At 68.5% G+C, this 19,831-nt stretch carries 18 protein-coding genes, 1 pseudogene and 1 riboswitch; of the genes and pseudogenes, 7 read left to right on the forward strand and 12 right to left on the reverse strand.

What is annotated here, in order from left to right; genetic code table 11:
- Positions 1 to 32: 32 nt before the first annotated feature.
- The 10 genes from NNX37_RS04455 to NNX37_RS04500 all read right to left on the reverse strand — a co-directional run bounded on the left by NNX37_RS04455 (position 33) and on the right by NNX37_RS04500 (position 11,274).
- On the reverse strand, positions 33 to 890 hold the full coding sequence (locus tag NNX37_RS04455; protein WP_255791096.1) for an HpcH/HpaI aldolase/citrate lyase family protein: 858 nt from the start codon (positions 888 to 890) through the stop codon (positions 33 to 35).
- Positions 887 to 2,074: a CaiB/BaiF CoA transferase family protein gene (locus NNX37_RS04460; protein WP_255791097.1), complete on the reverse strand. Its 1,188-nt coding sequence runs from the start codon at positions 2,072 to 2,074 to the stop codon at positions 887 to 889. The genes NNX37_RS04455 and NNX37_RS04460 overlap by 4 nt, the downstream gene beginning before the upstream one ends.
- Positions 2,071 to 4,041: an SUMF1/EgtB/PvdO family nonheme iron enzyme gene (locus NNX37_RS04465; RefSeq protein WP_255791099.1), complete on the reverse strand. Its 1,971-nt coding sequence runs from the start codon at positions 4,039 to 4,041 to the stop codon at positions 2,071 to 2,073. The genes NNX37_RS04460 and NNX37_RS04465 overlap by 4 nt, the downstream gene beginning before the upstream one ends.
- A gap of 22 nt (positions 4,042 to 4,063) precedes the next feature.
- The gene (locus NNX37_RS04470) at positions 4,064 to 5,455 is read right to left on the reverse strand and encodes an ADP-ribosylglycohydrolase family protein (protein WP_255791100.1); all 1,392 of its coding nucleotides are present in this window, start codon (positions 5,453 to 5,455) and stop codon (positions 4,064 to 4,066) included.
- On the reverse strand, positions 5,446 to 6,621 hold the full coding sequence (locus NNX37_RS04475) for an ADP-ribosylglycohydrolase family protein (protein WP_255791101.1): 1,176 nt from the start codon (positions 6,619 to 6,621) through the stop codon (positions 5,446 to 5,448). The genes NNX37_RS04470 and NNX37_RS04475 overlap by 10 nt, the downstream gene beginning before the upstream one ends.
- A gap of 69 nt (positions 6,622 to 6,690) precedes the next feature.
- Positions 6,691 to 7,992 (reverse strand): ABC transporter substrate-binding protein, encoded by a 1,302-nt coding sequence (locus NNX37_RS04480; protein WP_255791102.1) that lies wholly within the window; start codon positions 7,990 to 7,992, stop codon positions 6,691 to 6,693.
- A 46-nt stretch (positions 7,993 to 8,038) separates the two neighbouring features.
- Positions 8,039 to 8,878 carry a carbohydrate ABC transporter permease gene (locus NNX37_RS04485; RefSeq protein WP_255791103.1) on the reverse strand — a complete coding sequence of 280 codons (840 nt, stop codon included), beginning with the start codon at positions 8,876 to 8,878 and terminating at the stop codon, positions 8,039 to 8,041.
- Positions 8,875 to 9,825, reverse strand: a complete 951-nt coding sequence (locus NNX37_RS04490) for a carbohydrate ABC transporter permease (protein ID WP_255791104.1) — start codon at positions 9,823 to 9,825, stop codon at positions 8,875 to 8,877. Before NNX37_RS04490 ends, NNX37_RS04485 begins: the two co-directional genes overlap by 4 nt.
- Positions 9,822 to 10,934: a LacI family DNA-binding transcriptional regulator gene (locus tag NNX37_RS04495; protein WP_255791105.1), complete on the reverse strand. Its 1,113-nt coding sequence runs from the start codon at positions 10,932 to 10,934 to the stop codon at positions 9,822 to 9,824. Before NNX37_RS04495 ends, NNX37_RS04490 begins: the two co-directional genes overlap by 4 nt.
- Before the next feature lie 25 nt (positions 10,935 to 10,959).
- The gene (locus NNX37_RS04500) at positions 10,960 to 11,274 is read right to left on the reverse strand and encodes a DMT family transporter (protein ID WP_255791106.1); all 315 of its coding nucleotides are present in this window, start codon (positions 11,272 to 11,274) and stop codon (positions 10,960 to 10,962) included.
- 10 nt (positions 11,275 to 11,284) lie between these two features.
- Positions 11,285 to 11,351: riboswitch (guanidine-III (ykkC-III) riboswitch) on the reverse strand.
- A 119-nt stretch (positions 11,352 to 11,470) separates the two neighbouring features.
- On the opposite strand from NNX37_RS04500, the gene NNX37_RS04505 reads away from it, so the two are divergent.
- From NNX37_RS04505 to NNX37_RS04525, 5 genes are all read left to right on the forward strand, one after another.
- The gene (locus tag NNX37_RS04505) at positions 11,471 to 11,851 is read left to right on the forward strand and encodes a VOC family protein (protein WP_255791107.1); all 381 of its coding nucleotides are present in this window, start codon (positions 11,471 to 11,473) and stop codon (positions 11,849 to 11,851) included.
- A 144-nt stretch (positions 11,852 to 11,995) separates the two neighbouring features.
- Positions 11,996 to 12,493 (forward strand): GNAT family N-acetyltransferase, encoded by a 498-nt coding sequence (locus NNX37_RS04510; protein ID WP_255791108.1) that lies wholly within the window; start codon positions 11,996 to 11,998, stop codon positions 12,491 to 12,493.
- Between the two features lie 67 nt (positions 12,494 to 12,560).
- Complete coding sequence (locus NNX37_RS04515; RefSeq protein WP_255791109.1) at positions 12,561 to 12,800, forward strand: hypothetical protein; 240 nt, start codon at positions 12,561 to 12,563, stop codon at positions 12,798 to 12,800.
- A 7-nt stretch (positions 12,801 to 12,807) separates the two neighbouring features.
- On the forward strand, positions 12,808 to 14,151 hold the full coding sequence (locus NNX37_RS04520) for an LssY C-terminal domain-containing protein (protein ID WP_255791110.1): 1,344 nt from the start codon (positions 12,808 to 12,810) through the stop codon (positions 14,149 to 14,151).
- 99 nt (positions 14,152 to 14,250) lie between these two features.
- A complete protein-coding gene (locus tag NNX37_RS04525) occupies positions 14,251 to 15,060 on the forward strand; it encodes an SDR family oxidoreductase (protein ID WP_255791111.1) in 810 nt (269 codons plus the stop codon).
- A gap of 131 nt (positions 15,061 to 15,191) precedes the next feature.
- Here NNX37_RS04525 and NNX37_RS04530 read toward each other — a convergent pair whose 3' ends face one another.
- The gene (locus NNX37_RS04530; RefSeq protein ID WP_255791112.1) at positions 15,192 to 17,090 is read right to left on the reverse strand and encodes an FAD-binding monooxygenase; all 1,899 of its coding nucleotides are present in this window, start codon (positions 17,088 to 17,090) and stop codon (positions 15,192 to 15,194) included.
- A 152-nt stretch (positions 17,091 to 17,242) separates the two neighbouring features.
- Positions 17,243 to 17,443: a hypothetical protein gene (locus tag NNX37_RS04535; protein ID WP_255791113.1), complete on the reverse strand. Its 201-nt coding sequence runs from the start codon at positions 17,441 to 17,443 to the stop codon at positions 17,243 to 17,245.
- Positions 17,444 to 17,576: 133 nt separating this feature from the next.
- Between NNX37_RS04535 and NNX37_RS04540 the strand changes: the two genes are divergently transcribed.
- Entirely contained in the window at positions 17,577 to 18,533 is a 957-nt protein-coding gene (locus NNX37_RS04540; RefSeq protein WP_255791114.1) for a D-2-hydroxyacid dehydrogenase family protein, read from the forward strand.
- A 71-nt stretch (positions 18,534 to 18,604) separates the two neighbouring features.
- A pseudogene (locus NNX37_RS04545) lies at positions 18,605 to 19,811 on the forward strand (low temperature requirement protein A).
- Positions 19,812 to 19,831: the final 20 nt, after the last annotated feature.

The following is a 19,831-nucleotide window of genomic DNA, read 5'->3' on the forward strand; positions in this document are numbered from 1 at the left end:
GTGGAGCGACTTCAGCCCGATGACGGACCGCGTTACAAACCCGGCTCCCTCCGGGCCAGGGCGATGACCCGCTCGGCGGCGCGCACCATCGCAACGTCGATGAAGGTGCCGTCCGCGAGCACGAAGGCGCCGGTGCCGTCGGCTGCGGCGGTTTGCACGCGGTCGACGATGTGCTGGGCCCGGGCCACTTCCGAGGGACCCGGGGTGAAGACGCGGCGGATGACGCCGAGCTGGCGCGGATGCACGGCGGTGCGCCCGCCGAAACCGAGGCCGCGGCCGGTGCGGCAGCTGGCTTCCAGTCCGGCGGCGTCCACGACGTCGGCGTACACCGCCATCAGCGGGGCGGGCAGGCCTGCAGCAGCTGCGGCATTGACGATGCGGCTGCGCGACCAGGCCAGGCCCGCCTCTCCGGCCGGGCCGGCGGGAACCCCGAGTTCGGCGCGCAGGTCCGCTTCTCCGGTCGCGATCGAGGCCACCCCTGCGCCGGCAATCGCGAAGGCCCGCTCGACCGCCAGCGCCGATTCGAGCAGGGCGTGGACCTCACGTCCCGGCAGCGCGGCGCGGAGGGCGGCGACGTCGTCGGCCGACTGCGTCTTCGGCAGCCGGACCCCGAAGGACGGAGGGAGCTCGGCTACCGCAGCCAGGTCGGCGTCGTGCGCGGAGGATCCGAGAGCGTTCACCCGCACCTGGACTGCGGGCGCGGCCGCGCCGGAGGCCTCCCACAACGCCGCGAAGTCCTTCAGCGCCGCACGGGCCTCCACCTTGCGGGCGGCGGCCACGGCGTCTTCGAGGTCGACGATCACCGCGTCCGCGCCCGCGCGCAGCGCCTTCCCGAACCGTTCGGGACGGTCCGCGGGTGCGTAGAGTGCAACCATGATCGGCCGGGTCATCCGATGCTTCCGTTCCCGCGCAGCGCGGCGATTTCGCCGGCAGAGTACCCCAGCTCGGCCAGCACGGCGTCCGTGTCCGCCCCGGGTGCCCGCCCGGTGAAGGCGATCGTCGCCTCATCCCGCGACATCCGGAACAGCGGTCCCTGCATGGCGATGTCACCCAGGTCCGCGTCTTTGATGCGGTGGATGGTTCCGAGCGCGTTGAACTGCGGATCGGCAACAATGTCCGAGGGGTCGTAGATGGGCGCGACGGCGGCGTCCGCTGCCTCGAACGCGGCGATGACCTCGTCGCGGGAATGCCGGGCGATCCACGAGCCGACGGCGTCGTCGAGGAGGTCGGCGTGCTCAGCGCGGTCGGCGCCGGTGGCGAACCACGGTTCGTCGGCGAGGTCGGGCCGGCCGACGAGGGCGACGACGCGCTCGGCAATGGACTGTGCACTCGTCGACACCGCCACCCAGGACCCGTCGCCGGTGCGGTAGGCGTTGCGCGGCGCGTTGTTGACCGAGCGGTTGCCCGTGCGCGGCTGCACGGTGCCCAGCGAATCCCAGCGCGTGATCTGCGGACCCAGCATCGCAAGGATCGGCTCGATGATCGCGACGTCGACCTCCTGGCCCCTGCCGTCCCGGTCCCGGGCGTGCAGGGCGACCATGACCGCGTAGGCGGTCGCGAGGGAGGCGACGCCGTCGGCGAGCCCGAACGGCGGAAGCGTGGGCGGTCCGTCCGGTTCGCCGGTGGAGGACGCGAAGCCGCTCATTGCCTCGGCCAGCGTGCCGAAGCCCGGCCGGTGTCGATACGGGCCCATCTGACCGAACCCGGTGACCCGGGCAAGGACAAGCCCGGGGTTGTCCGCGGACAGGGCTGCGTAGTCCAACCCCCAGCGTTCGAGCGTGCCGGGCCGGAAGTTCTCAATCACCACGTCCGCGGTCCGGGCCAGGCGCAGAAACGCGTCACGTCCGCCCTCCGTGTGCAGGTCGATGGCCACGGTGCGCTTGTTGCGGCCGAGTGTTTTCCACCAGAGGTTCTGCCCGTCCTTGCTCGGTCCGTGGCCGCGTGCCGGGTCCGGCCGGTTTGGATGCTCGACCTTGACGACGTCGGCACCCATGTCGCCCAGGTGCATCGCTGCCAGCGGGCCGGCAAACAGGGTGGAGGCGTCCACCACCCGCAGGCCGTTGAGCGGATTCATCCGGTTTCCCCTTCGTCAGTGGCCGGGTCGGTGCAGATGCGGAAACCGATCGACGTGGACGCGTCCAGGCCGAGTCCGGGCAGCAGCAGCTTCGCGCTGAACTCCGGATGCTGCACTCCGCCGTCGAAGTACCAGTTCGACCCCTCGCAGCGGTAGGCGCTGCCGCCTTTGAGCATGACGAAGCGGGTACGGCCGTCGGAGTGCTCGGATTCGGTCCAGTTCCACACCTCCGGGGTGCGGCGGACGAAGCCCGGCCGGATTGCCGCGAGCTGCCACTCGTCCTCCGAGGGGAGGCGTCCTCCGGCCCAGGCCGCGTACTCGCGGGCCCGGGCGAACGTCACCTTAGTGGCCGGACGCCCGGGGTCGCGGGCCTCCGTGTGCTCGCCGATGGCGTCCAGGAAACGGGCGTATTCGGCCTCGGTCACTTCGGCCGCGGCGACCCGGACCGGGTGTGGAATCACGACGGAGCGGTCCAGCGTGCGCTGGTCGTGAAGCCGGGGGGACAGCGGCTTCCACTCATCGACGTAGGGTGCGCCGTCGTACATGCCGGTTTCCCGCATCCGGAACCGCACGGTCAGCGTGTACTGGCCGGGCGGAACCGTCACCGTGTCCATGGGCGGAACCGTATCCGCACGAAGGAATGCCGGTGCGGCCGGACCGGTCCGAGGCGGCGCACTTCTCCGCCGAGCGGAGCGGTGCCGGAAGGACGCATCGTGCTGGGCGGGTTCGCCGGCGAGAGCGGCCTGAACCCTGCCGATCTCCCCGGGGACCTCGGCGCCGGGGCGAACCCGCACCGCAGCGGCTATACCGTTTGCAGGCACGGTAACCGTGTCGGCGGTGTCCCCGACGTGCAGCGCTGCCCAGCCGCTGCCGGCCAACCGGTACTCGGCGTCCGACCCGGACGTGTTCGCCAGCAGCAGCAGTGTGGCGCCGTCCAGCTCGAAGGTCGACCCGACGAGCGGGGCGGTGGTGACGGTGAGCGGCGTCCACTCGCCCTCCACCAGCCAGCGGTGGAATCCGCGCTGGACGGGAAGCATGCGGCGCAGCGTCGCGGCATCGCGGTCATTCCAGCCGACCCAGGAACCGAAGACGACCTCCCACACCACAATGCCGACGCCGTTGAGCCAGGCCGAGCGGAGTTCTTCGGCGTGGTTCCGGTGCCAGCGGCGGATGTGATGCTGCATGTGGCGGCGTTCGAACCACCGTGCACGGAGGACGCCGGGGGTGTCGGAGTCGGCGAACCACTGGGCCCAGGACAGTGTGTGGTCGGCGATCCGACCGGTCGTGAGCTTTGATTCGCCCTCCAGGCCGATGCCGGGCCGTGCAGCATCCAGGACCTCGACGAGCGTCCGGTCGGCCTTCTTCAGCGTGTCGAGGAAAACACTGTCGGCACCGATCCGGCGTACGGCCGCCGCGAGCTCAGTGGCGTCGTCGCCGCCGCGGCGCGTTCCCGTGTCCCACGGCATGTAGGCCAGGAACACTGCGACGCCGGCGGCGCGCAGTTCGGCGGCAGCGTCGGCAAGGCCCGGCACGTTGTAAAAGTCCCACTGGTTGCGGTTGTCGATGCCGATGACCGGATAGGCGTGCCACAGCACAATGCCGTCAAGGCCGCCGAAGCGCCCGCGGGCGTCGGCAAGGAAACGCCCGGGCGTGAACCGCTGCGCTTCGAAGTCGAAAAACAGCTCGTCCCACAGCCAGACCTGCGCCACGGCGAAGCACCGGCTCGCCCAGGCGGACGCGCCGTCGTCGTACCGGCTGGGACCGAGGTGACGGGCCCACGCGCCGTTCCGCCAGGCGGTGAGCTGGGCGCGCCACCGGGCCAGATCGCCGAAGTCGGCCGGAGCCGCGAAAATCTTCGCGTCGTCGAGGGTAAGTGCCGCATCCCCGACCGCCAGATCCGTCTCGAGCGGCACCCGGGTGGGCAGGTCGAATTCGCGGGGCCGCAGGGGGTCGAACCCACCACTCATGCGTTCGTCCTTTCGATGGCGGTCATAACGTTCCCTGGGATAACCGGAGGGTCCGTTCGGCCAGTTCGTGGATGGACCGCTCCGCCCCGCCCGGGAGGGAGGTGGCGATGCGGTCCTGAAGCGGAGCGGTCCAGGCCTCGTCGATCGCCCCGGCGCCCAGGAGCCCGCCGACGACGGACCCGACGGTCGCGCCGACCGAGTCGGTGTCCCATCCGCCCGCGACGGCGAGGGCGACGGCGGCGTCGAAGTCACCGCCGTAGGCCTGAAGGGCGCAGGCGGCGAGTGCGGCGTTGTTGAGGGTGTGGACCCAGTGCATCCCGGCGAACTCCGTGTGGAGTACGTCGAGTGCGGCAGCAGCGGTCAGTGAGCCTTCGGCCAGGGACCGGCCGGTCCCGCGGCCGAGGTGCACCGCGGCGGCGAGGCGCGATGCCGGCGGCAGGACGGTGTCGGCCGCGTCCAGGGCGGCGTCGGCGGTGGTTTCGGTGAGGGAGGCGGAGCAGAGCGCCGCGGCCCACATCTCCCCGTAGATGCCGTTGCGGGTATGGCTGAGCCGGGCATCGGTCCAGGCCGAGGCGGCGGCGGCGCGGATATCTCCGGGATGTGCCCAGCCGTGCACGTCGGCGCGGATGAGCGCGCCGATCCATTCACGGAACGGATTGTGGTGCCGTGCCGTGTCGGGGATGGTCCGGGCGTCGAGGAGGTTCCGGTAGGCCGCGCGTTCGGCGGTGAAGATCCTCCCTGCGGGCAGCTCCGCCAGCCACGCGCCCGCGATGTGCTCCGTCGTCAGGTTCCCGCCGTGGGTCTCGATCAGCTCGAGCGCGAGGATGGCGAAGTTCAGGTCATCGTCTTCGGGCATGCCGTGGATGTTCTCGGCCAGCGACGTCGGGGCGGAGCGGCGGTTCCACGGCCAGCGCTGCGCGAGGTCCCGGGACAGCCCTGCCGCGGTGAAATAGGTGTGGATCGGCCAGTTCCCGGTGGCCCGGGCGAGCTGTTCGATCCCTTCGCGGGGAATCTTCTCCACGGGCTTTCCCAGCAGGCAGCCCGCCGACCGGCCCAGCCAGGCCCCGTGCACCCGTCCGAAGGACACGGATGCCGCCGGGGGCGGGGCGGGCGGCGGTGGTGCGGGCGGGACGGGCGATGGCAGCAGGGCGGCGATGTCGTTCCACTCGTCCGGTTCCTCCGCGCTCGGCACCTGCAGAATCTGCAGCTCATCAAGCAGGGTGCGGGCGAGGACGCGCATCGCGGGCGGGGCCGGGATGTCGCCTGCCCCGGACGGCGTGGGCCGGATCGGGCCGCCGGCGTCCGTCCACCGCTGCTCGATCGGCGCGATGCCGCTCTCCGCAACGCCCTGCTCGCGGAGTGCGGTCAGCTCGCCGGCGACCAGGTCCTCCGGCTGCGCCCAGGTCAGTCGCATGCCGCGTCCTCCCTTCCCAGCAGCGTGTGCAGTGCCGCGGCCCGCTGCTCGGCGCGGTCCGCGTCGGCCTTCGCCACGTCGCGCACCACCTCCGTCATCACGCCCACCACTGCGTCGAGATCGAGGCGGCTGGCGGTGGTGACGTCCGCCAGCCAGTCGGGGGGCACGGCGTCGATCCCGTGCAGTCCGCCGCAGACGGCCCCGGCCATCGCCGCGATGGAGTCCGCGTCGCGGCCGTAGTTGACGGCGTCGAGCACCGACGCCCGCAGGTTCCCGCCGCGGGCCGCCACGAAGCCGAGCGCTACGGGCAGCTCTTCAATGGACTTGGTGCGCGAGGGCAGGCGGGCGTCCATTGCCGGGGCCCGGTAGTGGTCCCCCACGGTGTCGAACGGTGCGACGGCGGCGCGCACGATCCGGGCGACGTCGCGGGGGTCCTCCGATCCGCCGTCGGCAAGGAAGGCGTCGACGGCGTCGAAGACGGCGCGGATCGCTGCGGCGGTGCCGTCGTGGGCCAGCTCCAGCACGGCTTCGCGCACGTGGGCGACGGTGGCCCCGGGGGCGGCGGATGCTGCCACCGCCGCCGCGAACACCCCTGCGGCCTCGCGTCCGTAGGAGGACTGGTGGGCGCCGGCGAGGTCGATGGCCTCGGCGTAGGCACCGCGCGGGTCGCCGATGTGCACGAGCCCGACCGGCGCCATATACATGGTGGCGCCGCAGTTGACGATGTTGCCCACGCCGGCCTCGCGCGGGTCCGCATGGCCGTAGTGCAGCTTCGCGACGATCCATTTCTCCGCCAGGAAAACGCGCTGCAGGATCAGTGCGGAGTCTTCGAGTTCGGGAACCCAGCGGCGTTCGCCGATCATCAGCGGCACCAGATCGCCGGCGACGTCGTAGGCGTCGAGGTGGCGGCGCCGCTTGGCGTACACCTCTACGAGGGCGTGGGTCATGAGGGTGTCATCCGTGATGTGCCCGTCGCCCTTGTGGTACGGCGCGATGGGCCGTGCGGTTTTCCAATCGGAAAGGAACGGGCCCACGATTCCCTCGACCCGGCCGCCGTGGCGCTCCTCGATCTGCTCAGGGGTCCAGCCCTCCGTCGCACCGCCCAGGGCATCCCCGACGGCAGCGCCTGCCAGCACTCCGGCCACCCGGTCCCGCAACAGGTTCATTCCCACTCCTCGGTTGCCTCTGAGAGCGTCGACGGTTCGGGGGCGGACCGTCGGCCCGCCCCCGAATCATCAGCCGGCGATATCCGTCCAGCCGTCGGAGAGCTGGGCCGACAGCTCCTCGCTGGTGATTTGATCGGCCAGGTACTGCTGGTACGCGGGGGTCGCGATGGTGTCCTTCCACTCCGTGTACTTCTCCACCTTGAGGAACGGCGGTCCCTCGAGTCCTTCTCCGGAGGCCAGCACCTGGGTCCAGGCCGGGTCATCCGCGGCCAGGGTCTCCACCTCGGTGCGGGCCGAGCCGGACGAGGGGATCAGCGCGTCGGCGTAGGCGATCGAGGCGAGGTTCTCACCGTTCATAAAGAAGTTGAGGAACTCGGCCGACTCCTCCACATACTCGGAATCGATGTTCACCGAATAAGTCTGCGGATTGGCCGCCTGAATGGCACCGGCTGAGCCCTCCAGCGGCGGCAGCGCCACCCAGTTGAAGCCCTCGGGGGCATCGGCGGCGATGTTCGCCGCCTGGAAGGAACCCTGCACGGTCATGGCGACCTTGCCGCCGTAGAACGAGGCCAGCACGTCCGAGCCGGACTGCGTCAGCGACGTGGGCTCAATCGACTTGTCCGTGTAGGCCATCTCGTGAATGAGTTCCGGCACGGCAAGCTCACCGTCGCCGACCTCGATCGAAGCCTCGGCGCCTTCGCCGTCGAAGAACCCGCCGTCGAAGCCGAGCGACAGGCTCATCATCGCCGCCGTCGGCGACGCGAGACCCCAGCCGAGGCCGTAGTTGCCGCCCGTGGTTGTTGCCCGGGCTATCTCCTGCAGCTCCTCCCACGTCATCGTCTCCCCGCTGGGCACCTCCACCCCGGCGGCCTCAAGGAGGTCGGCATTGGCGAAGACCATGTAGGACTGCAGCGTCGACGGGTACGCGATGATTTCCCCGTCCTGGGTGACGGAATCCCAGACGCCCTCTGAAATGTCCGACTTCAGGTCGGCGTCGATATGGTCCGTCAGATCGGCGAGGTAGCCGTCGGACGCGAAGGAGACGATGGAGCTGGCCTCGTAGTGGATGATGTCCGGTGCGGTTCCGCCGGCGAACTGGGTGATGAGCTTGTCGAACGTCCCGTCCCATCCGGCCTGGACGATCTCGACCTGGACGTCTTCGTTTTCCGCATTCCAGGTGTCGACGATCGTCTTCACGGCTTCCTGGGTCGCGGGTTGGTCGGACAGCGACTGGAACTGGAGGGTGACAGCGCCGTCGCCGTCGCCCTCGCTGTCCGATCCATTGCTGGCGCTGCCCTGCTGGCAACCGGTCAGCGCAAGGGCGACCGCGCCCGCAAACGCGACGGCGCCGATGCCTCGGATTCTCTTCATGATGCTCGCTTTCTCAGTGGTGATGCGTGGAGTGGTTCGTGCGGGGTCAGCCTTTGACTGCGCCGGCGAGCATTCCGCCGGTGAGTTTTCTCTGCAGGAGGGTGAAGATGATGAGCGACGGAATCGTCGCCAGGATCGCTCCTGCCGCCAGCGGGCCGAGCTGCATCTGCCCCTCCGCGCCCAGGAACGAGCGCAGCGCGATCGGAAGCGTGTAGAACTCGGGGCTCTGCAGCAGGACGAGGGCGAGGAAGAATTCGTTCCATGCCGAGACGAAGGTGAACATGGCCGTCGCGACGAGTCCCGGTGCGAGCAGCGGAAGGATGATCGTCCGCAGGATCGTCATGCGCGACGCTCCGTCCATCTCTCCGGCTTCCTCGAGTTCGGTCGGTATCGCGGCAACGTAGCCCTGCAGCATCCACAGGGTGAAGGGCAGGGTGAAGGTGACGTACACCAGGATCAGGCCGAACAAAGTGTCATTGAGCTGGATCGAGCGCAGCACCAGGAACAGCGGGATGATGATGAGGATCGACGGAAAGACCTGGCTGGTCAGGATCCATACCGTTCCGGCGGCGCGCAGCCGCCCCTTGAGGCGGGCGAGGGCGTAGGCCATCGGCATCGACAGCAGCACGGTGATGACCATCGTCGCGACTGAGACCAGGAGCGAGTTGCCGGCGGCGGGCAGGAGGTTCTGCCGCTCCAGCGCGGAACGGTAGTTGCTGAAATCCCACTCCGCGGGCAGAAGGTTGACGGCCAGGGAGTTCAGCTCTCCGGAGGATTTGAAGGACGCGGACAGCAGCCACAGCAGCGGGAACCCCAGGAAGAAGAGGAACCCGGCGAGGGCGACGTACATCAGCGCCGTCGCGTACCAGGGGCGTCTGGTGGTCATGAACGTGCTCCCTTGGTCTGGCGGAACTGGTTGACGAGGTACAGCGACAGGATCAGCAGGATCGCGATCACGAGCACGTCGCCCATCGCCGACGCGTAGCCGATTTCACGGTTGCGGAAGGCTTCGAGGTAGGTGAACAGCGGCGGAATCATGGTGCGCCCGCCGGGGCCGCCTTCGGTCAGCACATAGATCAGGCCGAAGGAATTGAACTGCCAGATGAAGTCCAGGGCGGTCACGGCAAGGATGATGGGGCGAAGGCCCGGGAGGGTGATGTGCCAGAACCGGCGGAACGCTCCGGCGCCGTCGACCGCCGCGGCCTCATGCTGCTCGGTGGAAATGGACTGCATGCCCGCCAGCAGCAGCACGGTGGTCTGCGGGATGCCCGCCCAGACGCCCACCACGATGACAGCGGGCAGCGCGGTGGAGAAGTCCCCGAGCCAGTTGACCCCGGGAATGCCCACCGCTTCGAGCGCACCGTTGAGGGGCCCCGAGTTGGGGTTGTAGATCATCCGCCACACGATGGCGATGACCACCGGCGGCATCGCCCAGGGGATCAGTGCCAGGACCCGGGTGAGGCCCTTCAGACGGAGATCACTGTTGAGCAGCAGCGCCAGTCCCATTGCACAGACGAGCGTGAGGAGCGCGACCGCCCCGGCCCACACGACGCCGATGCCGAACGAGCCCCAGAAACGGTTGTCGCCGAAGAGCTCGATGAAGTTCCCGAAGCCGATGAAGTTGATCTCGGCGTTCCGGCCCAGCGTGGCATCGGTGAAGCCCAAGGCCACGCCGCTCACCAGCGGAATGACGGAGAAGATGATGATGGGAAGCAGGGCGGGAATCACCAGGACGATGGCTTCGCGCCGCTGCGCGCGGGCGCGGTGACCGACCCGCTTCACGGCGCGCGGCGTCTCCGCCGCCTCGCGCCTGGTTTTCGTGGCGGTGCTCATCGGGCTGGCCTCTCGTTGTTGAGGTCGGGTGCTTCGGCGTCGGATGTTCCGGCGTCGTTCGGGAGGCGCGCATGGGATGACCCGCGGACCACCAGCGCGGGGGCGACGGCGACCGTGTGGGCCGGGCGTTCCGGTTCCGCGATGCGCGCGAGCAGCAGCTCCGCCGCAACCCGGCCGCGTTCTTCGGCGCCGAGGTCGACGCTCGTGAGGCCCGGCCGGATGATGCCTGCCAGTTCCGTGTTGTCGACGCCGGTGACGGTGATGTCTCCGGGGACGGCCAGGCCAAGGTCTTCGGCGGCCCGGATCGCGCCGATGCCGATCAGGTCATTCGCCGCAACGATGGCGTCGGGGCGGTGGTCGTCGTGCAGGGCGCGGCGCGCGGCGTCGTAGCCGGCCGTGATTGTGAAGTCGTCGGCGTCGACGCTGCGTGCCGAGATGGCCGGGTGCGCCACCACCGCCGCAGCGAATCCGTCGCGGCGGAAGGCACCCGGGGTGGTGTCGCTGGGTCCGTTCACGAAGGCGAGGTCGCCCCGTCCCTCCGCAACGAGGTGTTCCACAACAAGCCGCATGGCTGTGAAGGAGTCAGCGGGCACGGTGTCGAGGCTGGCGTCGTCGGGCAACCGTCCGAGAACGACCACCGGCACCGGCGCCTTGGCGAGTACCGCGAGGAGTTCATCCGTGACGCGGAGCGGCGAGAGGATCATACCGTCGACATATCCGCGGCCGAGATCGCGCACCACGTCGACGGATGAGGAAGACGTGCCCGTGGACGACATCACCAGCCGGTAGCCGGACGCCGAGACAACGCGTTCGATCGCGGTCATCATCTCGATGTAGACCGGGTTGCCGATGTCGGCGACGGCATAGGCGAGCTGGTTCGTGCGGCCCCGCTTCAGCGACTGCGCCGTCGCGTCCGCCACATAGCCCAGTTCCTCAGCGGCGTGCTGCACCTTCGCAACGGTCTTGGCGCTCGCGGCCTGTCCGTTGAGCGCCCGTGAAGCGGACGCCACGGAAACGCCGGCATGCGCGGCGACCTGTGTGATGGTGACCCGGACCAACGCTCCCCTTTGAGTGTTGTAAACGTTTCCAGCTGTGAGCCAGACCACCATGCCACCGGGTTCGCGGCGGTGTCAACTAGTGCAGGGTTTTCAGTCCGACCACGCCGCCGACAATCATGGCCAGGAACAGGATCTTCAGCAGGGAGACGGATTCCGCGCCGGTGGCCATGCCGTAGACCACGGTCAGGGTGGCGCCGATGCCCACCCAGACGGCATACGAGGTTCCCAGCGGCAGTTCCCGCATGGCGTAGGCGAGCCCGGCCATGCTGGCAATGAGGGCGGTGACGAAGATGGCGGACGGCCAGAACCGGCTGAATCCCTGCGACCTGTCCAGAGCCGTGGCCCAGACCGCTTCCAGAACGCCGGACAGCACCAGAACAATCCATGACATGACAATCTCCCATGGGCCGTCTTGTCGCACACCGGGTACGGCACCCCTCGTCCGGGAGACCGTGTCGCGGCCTCCCCTCCACGGTTGCACGTCCCGTTTTCGGGGGCAACCTGGCTTCGCGGCGGGTGAAAACGCGGAGCGCGGGCTGAAGTAGACCTTGGCACCAAGACCGCTGGCCGTCCGCTAGCATGCCTCCATGATGAACATCGTCTGGTGGGAAGTTGAGACCGAAGCCCCCGAGAAGTTCATGTCGTTCCATTGCGATCTCCAAGGTTGGACGTTCGCCCCCGCGTTCGAGGATTCAGAGCTCGACGCGAGCTACTGGATCATCAGAAGTGGCGAGTCGGGAATTGGCGGTCTTCAACGCGCAACCGAAGGAACTGCGCCTACGGCCGGAACCCGGGTCTATTTCGAAACTGATGACCTCGAAGGCTTCCTCTCACGAGTCCGAGAGCTCGGCGGCCAGGTCGAACGAAGCAGAACTGATCTCGGCGGCGATGACCGCTGGTTCGCAACGTTCCAAGATTCATGTGGGGTGTCCTTCGGCATATGGACTGATAGAGCCCCCAACGAGTAACAGCGCCTCTCGCTGCAACGAAAGTGCAGTAGTTACCGTTTCCGGAATCGAAAGTGCAGTAGTTACCGTTTTTCGGCTGAAAATCGGTAATTTGTGCACTTTCGATGCAGCGCACCCTCCCCGGGGAGCCACTACAGTGACCCCATGCCCGAGCTGATCAGCCCCGACGCCGCCTGGCATCATGCCTGGCGGCAGGCACACCTCGAGTGGGGTCCGGGCCTCCACGAAGACGGCTTCGGGCTCCTGCCCGGCGACGACGTCGAAGCTCCGGCCGGATTCGATTCCTGGCTGCACCGGCTCGCCGCCAATACCCGGTGCACCTACCTGTGGATCACCGAGGACGGCCGGGTGCTGGGCGGGATCGCCCTGCGGCACGAGGAGCATGAGGCCGTACCGCGTGCCGGGCACCTGGGTTACGGAATCCGACCCTCCGCCCGCCGCCGCGGAGTGGCGGCCTGGGCCGTGGAGGCCATGCTCAACGAAGCACGCAGGCTCGGGATGTCGCAGGTGCTGGCGGTCTCCGCGGCGGACAACCGCGCCTCGGTCCGGACGCTTGAAGCGGCGGGCGGCGTGCTCCAGCAGGACGACGACGGCGGGCAGGTGCGCCGCTATGTGCTCGCCGCCGCACCGGGCAGCGAATAACAGGGCCGGACCGTCAGGTTGGTGCAGACCGTCGACCAGCAGAGGTGAAAGTGCCAGAGTTTTAGCCATGACCGATGAACAGTTTGAGCGCGATGACCTGGGCATTGCCGAGTGGTGGCCGATGCTCGCGTCCGAGTCCCGCGAGTGGCTGACCGCCAACAACGGTGACGCGGTGGAGGCGTGGGTGGTGGAGGACATCTCCCGCAGCCGCGGCATGGCTTCCGACGGCAGCGGCGCCTATTTCCTGCCGGATGCCGCCGTGGACTGGATCGAGGCTCGGGCAAACGGCGAAATGCCGGGGCTATGACGTCCGGATGACCCAGCGGGGCACCTCCGCGGAGCCCGACGGCGGGCCGGCGGCAACCGCCGTCGACTGGGCTTTCTTCACGTTTAGCGGCATCGGTGCAGCCTGGTTCGCCGTGCTGCTGCTGGAGGAGAGCCTGCAGCAGCGGCATATCTGGTTCCTGGTGGTGTTCTGGGCTGCGCTGGCGTACTTGGTGCTGCCGCGCCTGGACCGGGTCCTGACGCAGATTTTCATTCCCAACTACTTCATGGGCCGCACCCGCACCAATGCTGGGCTGTTCGGCGACGCAGTCAACCTGGCCTTTCTGGGCACTGAGGCGCAGCTGCGGGGCGCCTTGGAAAAGGCCGGCTGGCACCTCGCGGACCCGGTGACCCTGGCCAGCAGCTGGCGGATTGTCTCCTCCACCCTGCTGCACCGCAGCTACGACCATGCCCCGGTCAGCCCCCTGCTCCTGTTCGACCGGCAGCAGGATTTTGCCTACGAGCAGGAAATACACGGCAACCCGCGGCAGCGCCACCATGTCCGTTTCTGGCGCTGCCCCGAGGGCTGGATGCTCCCCGGCGGCATCGCCGCGGACTGGCTGGGTGCCGCATCCTTTGACCGTGCCGTCGGTTTATCCCTGTTCACTCTGCAGGTCACGCACCGGGTCGGCGAGAATATCGACGCCGAACGGGACTACCTGATCGACTCGATTCGGGATTCCTCTCCGGAGGTGTCCGTGGAAGTGATCAAGAACTTCTCCACCGGCTACCACTCCCGCAACGGCGGCGGGGACTCGATTGTCACCGACGGGGACCTTCCGGTAGCCAACCTGCGCGATCTGCCGGAGACCGGCCCGGCCGTCCCGACGGGGGCAGCAGCTGTCCGCCGGGAACGACCGCCGGCACCCGTCATTTTCGGTACGGTCCTTGTATTGCTGCGCGGATTTGCTGCCCTGGCGGTGGCGGCACCCTTCCTGGTGCACGTGACCGATGTTTCCCTGGTGATTAACCTGCTGGGCACACAGAGCCGCGGCCTTGCCGAGCTGGGCAGTGCCTACGCTCCCACCAGCGTTTCTCTCACCGTGTTCGCCGGGGTGGAAACCGTGCTGGCCGTGCTCATTCTGCGAGGCAGCAACTTCGCCCGGGTTACGGCAATGTCGCTGAGTTCCATCGCTATTGCCGTCCAGATAGCAGCCGTGTCCGCCGGCCCCGAAGCCGCGCTGCGGACCAACCTGTTCGGCTACGCGTTCGATGTCCTGCTGATCCTCGCCCTGTCGAGTGACGGGGCGAGGATTTACGCGCGCTCCCGCCCCCGCCGTCGTCGTCCGCCGGACTCCGCCCCGAGCGCGGGTGCTGCCGGTCCGCCCCGCTAGTGCGCGGGCTGCAGCCGCCCCGCTAATCCGCGGGCTGCAGCGCACGCACCCGGGACCGGCCTGCGGGGCACGGGCACCGGCGACCGTTAGCATGGCCCGATGACAACACCTCCCCTGACCGGCCGCACCGCCGTCGTCACCGGCGTGAGCCGCCGCCGGGGCATTGGCTTCGCCGTCGCCGCCCGCCTGGCCGACATGGGCGCCAGCCTCTACCTGCAGCACTTCGCACCGCATGATGCCCGGCAGCCGTGGGGCGCCGAGGACATTGACGAGGTGATGGACCTGCTGCGGACGCGGCTGCAGCCCGGTGCCCGGCTTGCCCACGGCGAACATGATTTCGCCGCGCCCGATGCCCCCGACGCCCTGATCAACGACGCCGCGGCAGCCCTCGGGCACCTGGACATCCTGATCTGCAACCACGCCCGCAGCGGCGGCGACGGTCCCCTACAGGCGCAGAATGCCGCCATGCTGGACGCACACTGGGCCGTCAACGCCCGCTCGGTGCTGCTGGCCACCGCCCGCTTCGCCGACCAGCACGACGGTCGTGCGGGCGGGCGGGTCATCTGGTTCACCAGCGGACAGCTGCTGGGCCCGATGCCCGGCGAAATTGCCTACGCCGCGTCGAAGGCCGCCCTCGCCGGCATCACTCCATCGGTTTCAGCAGACCTCGCCGACCGCGGAATCCTGCTCAACACGGTCAATCCGGGGCCGGTCAACACCGGCTACCTTGATGCAGAGACGGCCGACCGCCCGCTGGAAGTCCTCGACGACGTGGGGTCCGCTTTCCCGGGCGGCCGCTTCGGCGCCCCTGATGACCCGGCACGGCTGATCGCCTGGCTGGTGTCCGACGAGGGCCGCTGGGTGGTCGGCCAGACCATCAGCACCGAGGGCGGTTTCCGGCGCGGCTAACGGGCCGTCGGCGCCGCCCCGGCGGGCCGGACCACCTCGAAGCGTTCGAACACGATTTCCTCGGACGGTGCGGTTAACGCGGGACGACGGCGGCACCTGGGGCGCCGCCGTCGTCGTACGTGGAAAAGGAGTTACGCCTGCGGCTGGCGGGCCGGCAGCAGGGGTGCGAAGAACTCGGTGAGCTCGGCCGAGGCAGTCAGCGGCAGCACGTTGGCCACGTACTGGTCCGGGCGGACCACCACCACGGCGCCGTTCCGGGAAATCCCGCGCTGCTCGAAGATGTCGGCGGTCGGGTCCGCGCCGTAGACCTTCGCCAGGTTGTCGAGCTGGAACGGTCCGACCTGCGGCTTGAACAGCGCCGGCACGGCGCCGAGGTCGATGCCCGTGTGGTCCTGCTGGTAGATGACCTTCACATCGAACCAGGCATCCCGGTCCGCGCCTTCCGGCGTGGCCGCGAGCGGAGAGTCCGGGGCGGTGTCCAGCCATTCGGCCAGCTCGGTGACGGCCGACGGGGTGCCGGCGGCTGCGGCGTCGGCGAAGACGTAGATCCGCCATTTGCCGTTCGCCCGCGCCTGGTGGCCCAGCTGCACCGGGTTGGTGTCGCAGACCCGCAGCACGGGTGCGGACTTGAAGCGCTTGCCGAGGGGGAAGCCGGCGGCCAGTTCCTGGTGCCGAGGCTCGGCAATGAGCACGGAGGGGGTGTACTCGGTCATGAACCCGGCCGGGAACTCGGCGGTGCGCACGTAGAAGTCCTCCAGGTCCGAGGGGTTCTCGAACTCTTCGGGCCTCTTCGCCATGAGCGTGGACCACTCTTTGTCGAAGTCGATGAGGTTCTTCGCGACCACCTGGCGTTCCGCGGAATAGGTGGAAAGCAGGCTTTCCGGGCTGCGGCCGTCCAGCACGTGGCCGAGTTTCCAGCCCAGGTTGAAGCCGTCCTGCATGGAGACGTTCATGCCCTGGCCGGCCTTGGCGCTGTGCGTGTGGCAGGCGTCGCCGGTGATGAAGACGCGCGGGGTGCGGGTGCCGAGATCCTCGGTGCGGACGTCGTCGAACCGGTCGGTGAGCCGGTGACCCACTTCGTACACGCTGTGCCAGGCGACGTTGCGGACGTCGAGCGTATACGGGGCCATGATGCCGTTGGCCTTGGCAATGATCTGGTCAATGGAGGTCTTTCGGACGGCGCCGTTGTCGTCTTCGGGCACAACGCCGAGGTCCACGTACATGCGGAACAGGTGCCCGCCCTCGCGCGGGATGAGCAGGATGCTGCCGCCGTTGGAGGACTGGATGGCGCACTTGGTGCGGATATCCGGGAAGTCGGTGTTGGCCAGGACGTCCATGACGCCCCACGCGTGGTTCGCCTTGTCTCCGGCCATGGTGGCGCCGATGGATTCGCGGACCTTGCTGCGGGCGCCGTCGGAGCCCACCACGTACTTGGCCCGCACCGTGCGTTCGGTGCCCTCATCCGGACCGGCGGTGGACAGGAGGGTGACGGCGACGGGGTACTCGGCGTCGTCGTCGACCTCCAGGCCGCGGAACTCGAAGCCGTAGTCGGGCCGCATACGGGTGGGCGAGTTGGCCATGAACCGGGCGAAGTAATCCAGCACGCGGGCCTGGTTGACGATCAGGTGCGGGAATTCGCTGATCCCGGCCGGATCATCCAGGGCGCGGCCGGAGCGCACGATGTTCTCCGGGTGCTCCGGGTCCGGACGCCAGAAGCACATTTCGGAGATGCGGTAGGCCTCGGCGGTGATTTCCTCGGCGAATCCGAAGGCCTGGAAGGTTTCCACGCTGCGGGCCTGGATGCCGTCCGCCTGGCCGATCGCGAGGCGGCTGTCCCGTCGCTCCACAATGCGGGTGGTGATACTCGGGAACTGTGACAGCTGTGCGGCGGTGAGCATCCCGGCGGGGCCGGAGCCGACGATCAGCACGTCCACTTTGTCGGGCAGGTCGGCGGGCCTGTCGATACCGGTGCCGGCCGCCGGCTCGATGCGGGGGTCGCCGGATACGTAACCGTGATGGTGGAACTGCACGGGGGTCCTCACTTCGTTGTGCCGTAGGTGCCCGCCGATCGTGTTCGTTATTTGAACAGAACGTTCGATAGTCGAACCGCCGGTGGTCTAGTCACCGTACCGGAGACATGACGTGCGTCACAAGCAGGACCGCGCCGTGCGTCTTTCCGGTGTCACTCCCCCTCGGCCTGCCGGAGCCGGGACACCGTAATCCCCACGAATGCTCCCGCTGCGGCCACCAGCAGCAAAGCGAGGGCGATCATGGCGATTCGGATCGGAAGCGGGGAAACCGCGACGCTCGAAAGGGAAATTCCCGTACCCATCAGTGCGAGGAAAATCGCTGCAAAGGCCGGGGTTTTCGCTGAGGTGCTCATTGCTTCAATATTCAGCGGGAGCGGATTCCTGTCAACTAAGGGGATATGCCGCCGGAGCGGCGGAGTGCCCGTGGTTGCAGCCGGGCACGGTAGCTTGGTGCCCATCAGGCCAACCGCCAGCAGGGAAGAGTTCATGACTGTTACATGCGCAGTGATCGACGATTATCAGCAAGCCGCCACCCGGTTCGCCGACTGGGAACAGCTGGCTGATCAGGTGGAGCTGACCGTCTTCTCCGACCACCTGGCCGACGAGGACGCCGTCGCCGCACGCCTGGCCGGGTTCGACGTCGTCGTCGTCATGCGCGAGCGCACCCCCTTTCCGGCGACCCTGCTTGCCCGGCTGCCCCGCCTGAAACTGCTGGTGACCACCGGGGCGCGCAACGCCTCGATCGATCTGCCGGCAGCCCGGGAGCAGGGTGTGACCGTCTGCGGGACGGCCAGCAATTCGGCCCCGCCCGCAGAGCTGACCTGGGCGCTGATCCTGGGACTCTCCCGGCACCTGGTCCCGGAGGCAACCGCGCTCCGGGACCGCGGACCCTGGCAGCAGACCATCGGCACCGATCTGGACGGCGCCACGCTCGGGCTGCTGGGGTTGGGGAAAATCGGCTCACAGGTTGCACGGGTAGGCGCGGCGTTCGGGATGGACGTCCTCGCCTGGAGCCAGAATCTCACCGCCGAACGTGCCGAAGCCGCCGGAGCCCGGCTCGCTTCCTCCAAGGAAGCGCTGCTGGCGGCGTCCGACATCGTGTCCGTCCATCTGGTGCTGAGCGACCGAACGCGCGGGCTGCTCGGGGCCGGGGAGCTGGCGCTGATGAAGCCGGGCGCTTTCCTGATCAACACCTCCCGGGCCGGGATAGTCGACCAGCCCGCACTGCTCCATGCGTTACGGCAGCAGATGATTGCCGGCGCCGGGCTGGACGTGTTTGCCGAAGAGCCGCTGCCCGAGGATTCCCCGTTCCGCAACCTGCCCAACGTCCTGGCAACCCCGCACCTCGGCTACGTCACCGAGCTGAACTACCGCACGTTCTTTCCGCAAGCGGTGGAGGACATCTCCGCGTTCCTGGCAGGCACCCCGATCCGGACTCTATAGCCGCCGCGGACGTTCGGCTTTCCGCCCGCATCGTCTTCTGGCCGGGGCCGCGGACTCCTATTCTTTGTGCCATGCCGCATCTGCCGCGCCCGCCGCTTCCTGCGGCTCGCATTTCGGACGAAACGCACCGAGTCACCACCTTTGAACTCTTCTTCGACCTGGTCTTCGTGTTCGCCTTCACCCAGGTCACCGGCTTTATGGTGCATGAGTATTCGTTCCTGGGGGTGCTGCAGGGGATGGTCATCCTGACCCTGCTGTGGTGGTCCTGGGCGCCCTTCTCCTGGCTCGCCAACCAGGCACACGCCGATGAAGGACTCATGCGGTTCGGCCTGTCCGCCGTCATGGTGGCCATTTTCATTGCCGCACTGGCCATCCCCGAGGCCTTCAAAGACCTCGACGGCGGCCTCGACGGTCCACTGGTCCTTGCCCTGGCATACACCGCGGTCCGGATCCTGCACCTGGGGCTGTACGTGTATGCGGCCGGAAACGATCATCCGCTGCGCCGCCAGGTAGCCAAGCTGACCGTCACCGCCGCCCTGGGAGCGGCACTGGTCATCACCGGGGCGCTGCTGGGCGGAACCGCGCAGACCTGGTTCTGGCTCGCCGGCATGGCGTTGGACACCGGCATCACTTTCCTCATCTCCTGGCCACGGGAACTGGCGGGTCCATTCGGCGGCGCACTGGACCGAGCGGTACGGCCTCGTCATCATCCTCGCTCTCGGCGAATCCATCGTCTCCATCGGCGTGGGCGCCTCCGAGGTGCCCGTCAGCATCCCGGTGCTTGCCGGTGCGGCGGCAGGTATCTGCTTGTCCATCGGGCTCTGGTGGCTCTACTTCGACGTCACGGCAGTAGCTGCCGAACACCGTTTCGCCGCACTGCGCGGAGCCGTCCGGTCGTCGGCCGCCGTCGTCGCGTACACCTACCTGCATCTGCCCCTCGTGGCCGGCATTGTCCTCACGGCCCTGGGCGTGGAGGACGCGCTGGCCCATGTGGAGGAGGGCAAGACCCTGGGCCGCGTCGGGGCTTTCGCGTTGTTCGGCGGACCGGCACTGTACCTGCTCGCCAGCGCGGGCTTCTGGCGGAGGATGGGCGGCGGCTGGAAGAAGTGGCGGCTGGGCACGGCTGTGCTGATGCTGGTCCTGATAGCTGCTGCTCCGTCGTTGACCTCCCTGGCGGCGCTTCTCCTCGTCACCGCACTGATTGTGGCGCTGGTTGCCGTGGAGAGCCTGCTCTACCGCGAGGTCCGGAACCGTGTACGGGGCGCGCACGCGGGCTGACGCGGGGTGCGCACGCGGGC

It is taken from the genome of Arthrobacter zhaoxinii, assembly GCF_024385505.1.
In the GTDB taxonomy this organism is placed as follows: Bacteria; Actinomycetota; Actinomycetes; order Actinomycetales; family Micrococcaceae; genus Arthrobacter_B; species Arthrobacter_B zhaoxinii.

Coding starts and splice junctions, on each gene's coding strand:
- NNX37_RS04540 (WP_255791114.1), top strand. CDS start 17,577: ATGACTGTTACATGCGCAGTGATCGACGATTATCAGCAAGCCGCCACC.
- NNX37_RS04520 (WP_255791110.1), top strand. CDS start 12,808: ATGACCCAGCGGGGCACCTCCGCGGAGCCCGACGGCGGGCCGGCGGCA.
- NNX37_RS04480 (WP_255791102.1), bottom strand. CDS start 7,992: ATGAAGAGAATCCGAGGCATCGGCGCCGTCGCGTTTGCGGGCGCGGTC.
- NNX37_RS04465 (WP_255791099.1), bottom strand. CDS start 4,041: ATGAGTGGTGGGTTCGACCCCCTGCGGCCCCGCGAATTCGACCTGCCC.
- NNX37_RS04475 (WP_255791101.1), bottom strand. CDS start 6,621: ATGAACCTGTTGCGGGACCGGGTGGCCGGAGTGCTGGCAGGCGCTGCC.
- NNX37_RS04515 (WP_255791109.1), top strand. CDS start 12,561: ATGACCGATGAACAGTTTGAGCGCGATGACCTGGGCATTGCCGAGTGG.
- NNX37_RS04460 (WP_255791097.1), bottom strand. CDS start 2,074: ATGAATCCGCTCAACGGCCTGCGGGTGGTGGACGCCTCCACCCTGTTT.
- NNX37_RS04470 (WP_255791100.1), bottom strand. CDS start 5,455: ATGCGACTGACCTGGGCGCAGCCGGAGGACCTGGTCGCCGGCGAGCTG.
- NNX37_RS04535 (WP_255791113.1), bottom strand. CDS start 17,443: ATGAGCACCTCAGCGAAAACCCCGGCCTTTGCAGCGATTTTCCTCGCA.
- NNX37_RS04455 (WP_255791096.1), bottom strand. CDS start 890: ATGACCCGGCCGATCATGGTTGCACTCTACGCACCCGCGGACCGTCCC.
- NNX37_RS04485 (WP_255791103.1), bottom strand. CDS start 8,878: ATGACCACCAGACGCCCCTGGTACGCGACGGCGCTGATGTACGTCGCC.
- NNX37_RS04490 (WP_255791104.1), bottom strand. CDS start 9,825: ATGAGCACCGCCACGAAAACCAGGCGCGAGGCGGCGGAGACGCCGCGC.
- NNX37_RS04510 (WP_255791108.1), top strand. CDS start 11,996: ATGCCCGAGCTGATCAGCCCCGACGCCGCCTGGCATCATGCCTGGCGG.
- NNX37_RS04525 (WP_255791111.1), top strand. CDS start 14,251: ATGACAACACCTCCCCTGACCGGCCGCACCGCCGTCGTCACCGGCGTG.
- NNX37_RS04505 (WP_255791107.1), top strand. CDS start 11,471: ATGATGAACATCGTCTGGTGGGAAGTTGAGACCGAAGCCCCCGAGAAG.
- NNX37_RS04495 (WP_255791105.1), bottom strand. CDS start 10,934: ATGGTGGTCTGGCTCACAGCTGGAAACGTTTACAACACTCAAAGGGGA.
- NNX37_RS04500 (WP_255791106.1), bottom strand. CDS start 11,274: ATGTCATGGATTGTTCTGGTGCTGTCCGGCGTTCTGGAAGCGGTCTGG.